Source organism: Vibrio fortis, from assembly GCF_000695685.1.
Classification (GTDB): Bacteria; Pseudomonadota; Gammaproteobacteria; order Enterobacterales; family Vibrionaceae; genus Vibrio; species Vibrio fortis_A.
The window spans coordinates 220574-230389 of record NZ_JFFR01000018.1 but is presented as its reverse complement, the minus strand read 5'-3'; the positions used below and the strand labels follow the sequence as shown (position 1 = coordinate 230389).

Sequence of the window (9816 nt, the reverse complement as noted above, 5' to 3'; positions counted from 1 at the left end):
AATTGGAGCGACACACGAGGTTCGAACTCGTGACCTCAACCTTGGCAAGGTTGCGCTCTACCAGCTGAGCTAGTGTCGCATTCTGAAAACGTCTTTCGCCGTTCAGGGCTGCGAATTATAAGAGCATTTTTTTGTGATGCAAGTCCTTAATGCAAAATTCTGCAACTTTTTCGTCAAGTGCTGAAAAAGCACACAGAATTTCAAAAAAATGTTGATTTCGCAGCCAGATAATCAATTCAAAACAACCATTTTGAATCAATTAGATATTGATGATCGTCTTGCGGTAGTACTGAAGTTCAGCAATCGACTCACGAATGTCATCTAAGGCTAAGTGACTACCAGATTTAGTAAAGCCATCTAATACTTCAGGTTTCCAACGACGCGTAAGCTCTTTCAAAGTGCTCACGTCGATGTAACGGTAGTGAAAGTACTCTTCCAGTTCAGGCATATGCTTGTACAAGAAACGACGATCTTGGCCAATACTGTTGCCACAAATCGGTGATTTGCCTTTCGACACCCACTTTTCAAGAAACTCGATCGTTTGAGCAATCGCATCTTGTTCCGTCACGGTGCTCTCTTTCACACGTTTCACTAGGCCGCTGCCGGTGTGTGTTGTCGTACACCACTCGTCCATTTTATCCAGTTCACTGTCTGGTTGATGGATAGCTAGTACTGGGCCTTCAGCAAGAATGTTCAGCTCACTATCGGTGACGATAGTAGCAATTTCAATGATTTTATGAGTTTCAGGATCAAGTCCCGTCATCTCTAGATCGACCCATATTAGGTTCTGATCGCTAAAGGACATAATGGCGCTGCCTATTTGTTTGCGTGTAAAAGAGGTACTATACCCAAATAAGTATACTCAAACTAGGTTTTGTGCCGCGTAAATCTCATGGCAACAGGCTCAGTTACGACGAGTTCCCTATCATCAAGTTAGATGTGTTAAGTAGAAAATTGTGGCGAAAAAGAAAAAGTTAACCAAAGGTCAAGTACGACGCGTACGCAGTAACCAAAAGAAACGACTCAAGCAGGAAGACTCTGTCCAGTGGGATGAGAGCATGCTCGGCGGCACCAAGAGTGGCCTAGTAATTACTCGATTTGGTCAACATGCAGATATTGAAGACGTTGAAACCAGCGAGATCCACCGTTGTAACCTGCGTCGCGGTATCGAAAGCTTGGTCTCTGGCGACCGAGTGATCTGGCGTGCCGGTCTTGAATCTATGGCTGGTATCTCTGGTGTAGTTGAGGCCGTTGAGCCACGTACTTCTATTCTAACTCGCCCAGATTACTACGACGGCCTGAAGCCTGTCGCAGCTAACGTTGATCAAATGGTGATTGTGTCTGCGGTGTTACCAGAGCTATCCCTGAACATCATCGACCGCTACCTGATCGCTTCTGATACATTGAGCATCGCGCCGCTGATTGTATTAAACAAAGTTGACCTGCTCAGCGAAGAACAGCTCGCGGAATACAAACAGACCCTAACCATCTATGAAGAGATTGGCTACAAGGTTCTGTTTGTGAGTAAAGAGACCGGCTACGGCATTGCTGAGCTAGAAGCTGAACTGGCAAACCGCATCAACATCTTTGTTGGTCAATCGGGCGTAGGTAAATCCAGCCTAGTTAACGCGCTGATGCCAACGCTTGATATCGAAGAAGGCGCGGTGTCAGAGAACTCAGGCCTTGGTCAACACACCACAACAGCAGCACGTCTATACCATTTCCCATCAGGCGGTGACTTGATTGATTCTCCGGGGGTCCGTGAATTTGGTTTATGGCACTTAGAGCCTGAAGCCATCACCGAAGCCTTTGTTGAGTTCAAGCCGTATCTTGGTGGTTGTAAGTTCCGCGACTGTAAACACAATGATGACCCAGGTTGTATCCTTCGCGAAGCGGTTGAGGATGGCAAGATCAGCCGTATCCGCTTTGAGAACTACCACCGTATCATTGAGAGCATGGTTGAAAACAAAGCTAATCGACAGTACTCAAGAAACAAGAAGGCTGATCTTTAAGGCCATTTTTGTGAATAACTCTCAGCAGTTGCAACCAAAGTTTGCGCACTTGCTGACAATTGGCGCGATATTGAGTAACATCTCGCGCCCTAAAGCGTCATTAACTGATTTTCATTGAAGAAATACACAACATTGGAATATTAATACAATGGATAAGATCAAAGTTGGATTGCAGTACTGGATTCCACAACATGGACTGACTCGCTTAGTCGGTAAACTAGCGTCTGCTAAAGCGGGCGGTTTAACTACAGCGATCATCAACTGGTTCATCAAGCAGTACAAAGTGAACATGGATGAAGCCCTTCACAGCGATCCAAAACACTTCAAGACCTTCAACGAGTTCTTCGTACGTGGACTTAAAGAAGGCATGCGTCCAATCGCGGAAGGCGAATCTGTGATTGTGCACCCTGCCGATGCACGAGTAAGCCAATTTGGCCCAATTACAGATGGCAAACTGATCCAAGCAAAAGGTCATGACTTCTCTGCTCGTGAACTATTAGGTGGCGATGCAAATCTTGCTGAAGAGTTTAAAGACGGTGAATTCGCGACTCTGTACCTATCACCAAGTGATTACCACCGTGTTCACATGCCATGCGACGGTACACTGCGCCAAATGATCTACGTTCCAGGTGATCTGTTCTCAGTGAACCCACTAACAGCAGAAAACGTTCCTAACCTATTTGCTCGTAACGAGCGTGTAGTGTGTATCTTCGATACTGAATTTGGCCCAATGGCTCAAGTTCTAGTTGGTGCAACGATTGTTGGCAGCATTGAGCAAATTTGGGCTGGCACAATTACTCCACCGCGCGGTAACACGGTTTACAAGTGGGATTACCCAGCTGAAGGTGACAAAGCAGTTATCTTGAAGAAGGGTGAAGAGATGGGCCGCTTCAAGCTAGGCTCTACCGTTATCAACCTATTTGCTAAAGACGCAATCAAGTTCGACGAAAGCATGGCAAACGGTGAGAAGACGGTTCTGGGTACTCCATACGCACATATCGCGTCAGCAGAAGCAGAAGCAGAAGCAGAAGCAGAAGCAGAAAAAGTACAACCGGACACTGAGCAAGAATAAGCGCTAGCTGCTAATTGATATGTGAAAGGTGAGCTTATGGCTCGCCTTTTTTGTATCCATAATCTGCTCGGTACCAAAGCGGATTAACAAATATTGACCAAAAGCAAAACAGTTGCCGAAAAGTTAAACGACTTTGCAATTTTATAACCGTCACCTAAGTATCCAAAAATCAGATAACTTACTCTATTTGTAGATATTTTCTTCATAGGGTTTCCATCACATGCCTAAGCTCAATGTTGGCGTTCTCGTTAAACTGCTGATCTGCTTTGCAATTCCGTTAGGTGTGCTTTTTATGCCTATCGACTCCATTCCCATTGACGATCTGACCCTTATTCAACATCGTCTGTTGGCCATTTTCTTACTGGCAGCGTTGTTGTGGGTGTTAGAACCTGTTCCGGTTTTTGCCACCTCGATCCTGATCATCACTCTTGAAGTAATTATGATATCGGACAAAGGCTTGCACCTATTCAGGCAGCCACCAGCAGGCCATGATTTAGGAGAGCTGATTAAATACACCGATATCTTCAGCGCCTTCTCGTCACCCATTATTATTCTGTTTATGGGTGGTTTTGCGTTGGCGATAGCGGCTTCGAAATACGAACTGGATAACAACTTAGCTCGCGTTCTGCTAAAACCGTTTGGGACAGAACCTCGCTTCATCATGCTCGGCCTGATGCTGATCACTGCTGTGTTTTCCATGTTCATGTCGAATACAGCAACCACGGTGATGATGCTCGCTCTACTCGGTCCGATTGTCGCGTCAGCGCCCAAGGGTGACTTAGGCATTAAAGCCTTGGTGCTGTGTATTCCAATCGCGGCTAATACTGGTGGTATCGCGACTCCAATAGGTACACCACCGAATGCAATCGCACTGCAGTATCTGACCGGAGAGAACACCATCGACTTCTTAAGCTGGATGATGATGGGCCTACCCTTTGTAATCATTCAGCTGACGATTGCCTGGGTTTTGCTACAGAAGTTCTTCCCGTCTCAGCAGAAGAACATGGTGTTAAGACTCGATGGACAATTTAAAAAGAGTTGGCGTGCGATTGTGGTTTACGTCACCTTTGCTGCAACGATTCTATTGTGGATGACGACTAAGCTGCACGGGATGAACACCTATGTGGTGTCGATCATTCCACTGGCAGTTTTTACCTTAACCGGCATCATGGGCAAAGAAGAGCTCAAACTGATTAACTGGGACGTATTGTGGTTAGTCGCCGGTGGTATCGCGATTGGTATTGGTTTAGATAAAACCGGACTTGCAGCCGCGCTGGCGCACGCGATTGACTATGAATCACTCTCTCCGGCCGCGGTGGTACTGACACTGTCTATCGTCTGCTGGCTAATGGCCAACTTCATGTCCAATACCGCGACCGCTAACTTGCTGATGCCGATCGCAGCAGCCATTGGTGCTTCTATGGAGAGTTTAGCTGCGATTGGTGGATTACAAGGGTTACTGGTTGTGGTCGCTTTCTCTGCATCACTCGGTATGATTCTACCTGTTTCCACACCACCAAACTCACTCGCCTACTCGACTGGCCTTATCGAAAGCAAAGACATGGCGAAAATGGGCGTTATCTTGGGTGTCGTTGGTCTGGCGATTGTCTACCTGGCGATGTTCTTATTCGTTTAAACCCCCTCTTATACAAACTCGTCACAGCTCAATATCCAATTGAGCTGTGACACCTTTCTCCGCCTATCCGAGCTTCCCCACTTCAAACCTGTATTATTTTGAGCCTCCATCAATCAAACCCTTTGCGAACTCAGCGCTTTGGGGCATATTAACTCTCTTCGCTTTTTTACATGGATGTGAGTAATGGGATTTGAATGGTTGGCCCTAGCGGCGGCTGTTTTGTGGGCAATTGCCAGTTTGATGTCGGTAAAGCCGGCTCAACATTTAGGCTCATTTGCCTATAGTCGCTGGCGTATGGGCTGCACAGCTATCATGCTCTCAACCATGGCTTGGCTAACCGGAGGCTGGGCAACCGTAGAATCCGATTTAATTACACCTATGATGCTGTCAGGCTTAATTGGTATCTTCATTGGTGATACCGCCCTATTTGCCTGTTTGAATCGTATGGGACCACGCCAAGCTGGCCTACTGTTCTCTTGTCACGCCGTTTTCTCAGCCATTCTTGGCTACTTCCTGTTTAGTGAAAGCATGACTAGCTTAGAACTCATCGGCTCTGCACTGGTATTTAGTGGCGTGCTCACCGCTATTTTCTTTGGTCGTAAAGGACAAGCAAACAACCAACTTGAAACCATCAAAGGCACGGTTTGGATTGGCGTCGCTTTAGGGCTAACTGCCGCAATTTGCCAAGCGCTCGGTGGCATTATTGCCAAGCCAGTAATGCAGACCAATATCGACCCAGTGGCCGCCTCAGCGATTCGTATGATTACCGCCTTTATCGCTCACTCACTATTTAGGCTGACGGGTGCTAAGTTATCGCGCGCGGTGAATCCAATTAACGGCAATATCCTGTTCATCACCGCAATTAACGGCTTTCTTGCGATGGCGGTTGGTATGACGTTAATTCTCTATGCACTACAGGAAGGGAACGTCGGTATGGTGGCACTTCTATCATCGACAACACCGATTATGCTGCTACCAATTTTATGGATTTATACTAAGCAGAGACCAAATGCCTACGCTTGGATTGGTGCGATTGTCGCGGTAGTAGGAACGGGAATATTAGTCAGCTAATCTGAAGTTTCCAGAATTAGCTGACTCAAAGATAAGAGTTAAGAGCGTGGGAAAGGAAAAGCAGTCACTTCATCGATATGATCGTGTCCCATCGCAAGCATGATTAATCGGTCGATACCTAATGCCACACCTGCGCAGCCCGGTAGGCCCGCTTTGAGCGCTTCAATGAGATGATGATCGATAGGTTGTGGCTCTAGCCCCATCTCAATGCGTTTTTGATTATCTTCCTCAAAGCGCTGTAGTTGCTCTTGCGGATTATCTAACTCGTGGAACCCGTTAGCCAACTCAATGCCTTTAAAGTAAACCTCGAAGCGATCGGCTACGCGATTGTCTTGCGGGTTAATCTTAGCGAGTGCCGCTTGCGAAGCTGGGAAGTCATATACGAATGCAGGTACCGTTTGGCCAATTTTAGGCTCCACACCAATGCTGAAGAGAAGTTGCAGCAAGGTGTCTCTGTCTTCTTCAGGATCGGCAATATCACTCAAACCTAGAGTACCAGCACATGCTTTTAGCTCTTCCATCGAACCTTCTAATGGACATACCCCGAGCACATTAAGAAACGCGTTTTGGTAAGTCATGCGCTCAGCCTTGTCCGATTTCAGAACCAACTGCAGCAGATCATCCATCTCATCCATCAGCTTATGGTGGTCAAAACCAACGCGGTACCACTCCAACATTATAAATTCAGGGTTATGATAGCGACCGTTCTCTTCATTGCGAAAGGCTTTGGCAATCTGATAAATACAACCGCTACCTGCCGCTAAAAGGCGTTTCATGTGAAATTCAGGGCTAGTCATAAAAAACAGCTTTTGACCACCAGCATACCCAGGCCCAACAAACTCGGTTTTGAAGGTGTGCAGGTGCACATCGGTGACCGTGGCGTGGCTCATGGCTGGGGTATCAACCTCCATCACATCACGTTCAAAAAAGAAGTCACGGATCTGACGAATCAATAAAGCACGTTGTTTCAACTGCTTAATCGGCGCAGCTGGCTGCCAGTTAGCTTGGTTCATGATTTTAGAATTACTCACTGAAATAACTGGGGCGAAAGATACCGTTTGTTTAGCAAAAGATCATCTTTTCTTAATGCTGAGTTATCAGAAAGTTTATAACACTGACATTGATGGTTAACGCGAATAATAATCAACAAAATCAATAATAAACCACTCAATATCGCCGCATTTATCGACACGTTCTCTTATCTGTAGCACGCAACAAATTCTTGCCGTGACTGCAGTCACAGATCCCATAAAGTTTATGCTCTCGCTTGCATTACCGAAGCAAAACCCTAAATAAATCAATTTTTGAAATCGCGTCCTCTCATACACTGAACCTACCACTTAAGGCTTAGGGGCGCTAAATGGTTCCTACTATTTAGAACTTCCTAAATCGGCTTTTTATAATAACAAGCGGAAAACTCCGCATCACACTGGAGGATAACTGTGAAGACAATTACCACAGATATCGCAGTCATCGGCGCAGGCGGCGCTGGTCTTCGTACTGCTATTGCAGCGGCTGAAGCTAATCCTGAATTAGAAGTAGCACTGATTTCTAAAGTTTACCCAATGCGTTCGCACACGGTAGCGGCAGAAGGCGGTTCAGCGGCAGTAATCAAGGACGAAGATAGCCTAGATAACCACTTCAACGATACGGTTGGCGGTGGCGACTGGCTATGTGAACAGGATGTTGTTGAATACTTTGTTGAGAACGCGACTCGTGAAATGATCCAAATGGAGCAATGGGGCTGCCCATGGAGTCGTAAAGAAAATGGTGAAGTAAACGTACGTCGCTTTGGCGGTATGAAGGTAGAGAGAACGTGGTTCGCAGCGGATAAAACCGGCTTCCACATGCTTCATACACTGTTCCAGACTTCGATGAAGTACGACCAAATCAAGCGATTTGACGAGTACTTTGTGGTGGATTTGATCGTTGAAGAAGGCGAAGTACAAGGCCTTATCGCGATTCACATGTCTGAAGGTGAGCTTGTTACCATCAAGGCGAAATCTGTTGTTCTCGCAACCGGTGGCGCAGGTCGTGTTTACCACTGTAACACCAACGGCGGCATCGTAACGGGTGACGGCATGGCAATGGCTTATCGCCACGGTGTACCACTGCGCGATATGGAGTTCGTTCAATACCACCCAACAGGCCTACCGGGCACTGGCATCTTGATGACCGAAGGTTGTCGTGGTGAAGGTGGTATCATCGTCAACAAGAACGGCTACCGTTACCTGCAAGATTACGGCATGGGCCCTGAAACACCAGTAGGCGAGCCGAAAAACAAATACATGGAGCTTGGTCCACGTGACAAAGTTTCTCAAGCATTCTGGCATGAACAGCAAAAAGGCAACACCATCAAACACCCGCTTGGTGATGTAGTACACCTTGACCTTCGCCACCTTGGTGAAGAGTACCTGCAAGAGCGTCTACCGTTTATCTGTGAGCTAGCGAAAGCTTACGTGAACGTTGATCCTGCAAAAGAGCCAATCCCAATTCGTCCAACGGTTCACTACACTATGGGTGGTATTGAAACCAACGGTAGCTGTGAAACTCGCATTAAGGGTCTATTCGCAGTTGGTGAATGTGCGTCTGTTGGCCTACACGGTGCAAATCGCCTAGGATCTAACTCTCTAGCCGAGTTCGTGGTATTTGGCCGCGTAGCTGGTGAGCACGCAGTCAAACGCGCTGCTGAGTTCAAAGGTTGGAATGAAGAGTCTATCGCTAAACAAGTGAAAGCGGTCGAAGATCGCATTGCTGCGTTGATGAACCAAGAAGGCGACGAAAACTGGGCAGATATCCGTACTGAAATGGGTCACACCATGGAAGCTGGCTGTGGTATCTACCGTCAAGAAGACCTGATGCAAGCAACCATCGACAAGATCACTGAGCTTAAGCAGCGCTACAAGAAGATCAGCATTAAAGACAAAGGCAAGGTGTTCAACACTGACCTACTTTACGCTATCGAAGTGGGCTACGGCCTAGAGGTTGCGGAAGCGATGGTTCACTCAGCAATCCTACGTAAAGAGTCTCGCGGTGCACACCAACGTCTAGACGACAACTGCACTGAGCGTGATGACGTGAACTTCCTAAAACACTCTCTATCTTTCTTCAATGAAGACGCAGCTCCAACCATCGACTACAGCGACGTTAAGATCACCAAGTCTCAACCGAAAGCGCGTCTGTATGGTGAAGCAGCAGAGAAAGCGGCAGCAGCTGAAAAAGCAGCTCAAGATGAGAACCGTGAAGAGGAGAAAGCGTAATGTCAGCAAATCGTATCCAAAAAGTAGACATCCTGCGCTACGACCCAGAGAAAGATGCAGAACCGTACATGCAGACTTTCGAGGTGCCTTTTGATGAGACCATGTCGGTTCTTGATGCGATTGGCTACATCAAAGATAACCTAGACAAAGACCTTTCATATCGTTGGTCTTGTCGTATGGCGATCTGTGGCTCTTGTGGCCTAATGGTTGATGGTGTGCCAAAGCTAGCGTGTAAGAGCTTCTTACGTGACTACCCGAACGGCCTGACTATCGAACCATTAGCTAACTTCCCAATCGAGAAAGATTTGATTGTCGACATGACGCCGTTCATCGAACGCTTAGAAGCGATTAAGCCTTACATCATTGGTAATGACCGCAAGCCAGAAGACGGCACTAACCTGCAAACACCAGAGCAGATGGCGAAATACAAACAGTTCGCTGGTTGTATCAACTGTGGTCTTTGCTACGCAGCGTGTCCTCAATTCGGTCTAAACCCTGAGTTCATTGGCCCAGCGGCACTGACTCTTGCTCACCGTTACAACCTAGATAGCCGTGATAACGGTAAAGATGAGCGTATGAAGCTTATCAATGGTGAAAACGGCGCTTGGGGCTGTACGTTTGTGGGTTACTGTTCTGAAGTTTGTCCGAAGAAAGTCGACCCAGCAGCGGCAGTAAACCAAGGCAAAGTTGAGTCTTCTATGGACTTCGTTATCTCTATGTTCAAGCCTGACGGCACTCCAAAGAAAACAGCAGAGGAGGCGTAAG

Annotated in this window: 8 protein-coding genes and 1 tRNA gene; 6 read left to right on the top strand and 3 right to left on the bottom strand. The window is 47.0% G+C overall.

The genetic code is table 11. From position 1 onward, the window contains the following. Positions 1-3: 3 nt before the first annotated feature. Together VFDL14_RS11655 and orn are read right to left on the bottom strand one after the other, a co-directional pair. Positions 4-79: transfer RNA gene (locus tag VFDL14_RS11655), tRNA-Gly, on the bottom strand. Between the two features lie 180 nt (positions 80-259). Beyond that, the gene (gene orn / locus VFDL14_RS11660; protein ID WP_032551246.1) at positions 260-805 is read right to left on the bottom strand and encodes an oligoribonuclease; all 546 of its coding nucleotides are present in this window, start codon (positions 803-805) and stop codon (positions 260-262) included. A 151-nt stretch (positions 806-956) separates the two neighbouring features. Here orn and rsgA point away from each other — a divergent pair, with 151 nt between their 5' ends. The 4 genes from rsgA to VFDL14_RS11680 all read left to right on the top strand — a co-directional run bounded on the left by rsgA (position 957) and on the right by VFDL14_RS11680 (position 5791). Continuing rightward, positions 957-2012 carry a small ribosomal subunit biogenesis GTPase RsgA gene (gene rsgA, locus VFDL14_RS11665; RefSeq protein WP_032551244.1) on the top strand — a complete coding sequence of 352 codons (1056 nt, stop codon included), beginning with the start codon at positions 957-959 and terminating at the stop codon, positions 2010-2012. A 148-nt stretch (positions 2013-2160) separates the two neighbouring features. Then, entirely contained in the window at positions 2161-3084 is a 924-nt protein-coding gene (gene asd / locus VFDL14_RS11670; protein WP_032551243.1) for an archaetidylserine decarboxylase, read from the top strand. Positions 3085-3304: 220 nt separating this feature from the next. After that, positions 3305-4720 carry an SLC13 family permease gene (locus VFDL14_RS11675; protein ID WP_032551242.1) on the top strand — a complete coding sequence of 472 codons (1416 nt, stop codon included), beginning with the start codon at positions 3305-3307 and terminating at the stop codon, positions 4718-4720. Positions 4721-4903: 183 nt separating this feature from the next. Further along, positions 4904-5791, top strand: a complete 888-nt coding sequence (locus tag VFDL14_RS11680) for a DMT family transporter (RefSeq protein ID WP_032551241.1) — start codon at positions 4904-4906, stop codon at positions 5789-5791. Positions 5792-5829: 38 nt separating this feature from the next. Here the strand turns inward: VFDL14_RS11680 and epmA are convergent, their stop codons facing one another. Continuing rightward, on the bottom strand, positions 5830-6804 hold the full coding sequence (gene epmA, locus VFDL14_RS11685; protein WP_032551240.1) for an elongation factor P--(R)-beta-lysine ligase: 975 nt from the start codon (positions 6802-6804) through the stop codon (positions 5830-5832). Positions 6805-7233: 429 nt separating this feature from the next. Between epmA and frdA the strand changes: the two genes are divergently transcribed. Together frdA and VFDL14_RS11695 are read left to right on the top strand one after the other, a co-directional pair. Further along, complete coding sequence (gene frdA, locus VFDL14_RS11690) at positions 7234-9051, top strand: fumarate reductase (quinol) flavoprotein subunit (protein ID WP_032551239.1); 1818 nt, start codon at positions 7234-7236, stop codon at positions 9049-9051. After that, positions 9051-9815 (top strand): succinate dehydrogenase/fumarate reductase iron-sulfur subunit, encoded by a 765-nt coding sequence (locus VFDL14_RS11695; protein ID WP_032551237.1) that lies wholly within the window; start codon positions 9051-9053, stop codon positions 9813-9815. Before frdA ends, VFDL14_RS11695 begins: the two co-directional genes overlap by 1 nt. The last annotated feature ends 1 nt before the right edge of the window (position 9816 follow it).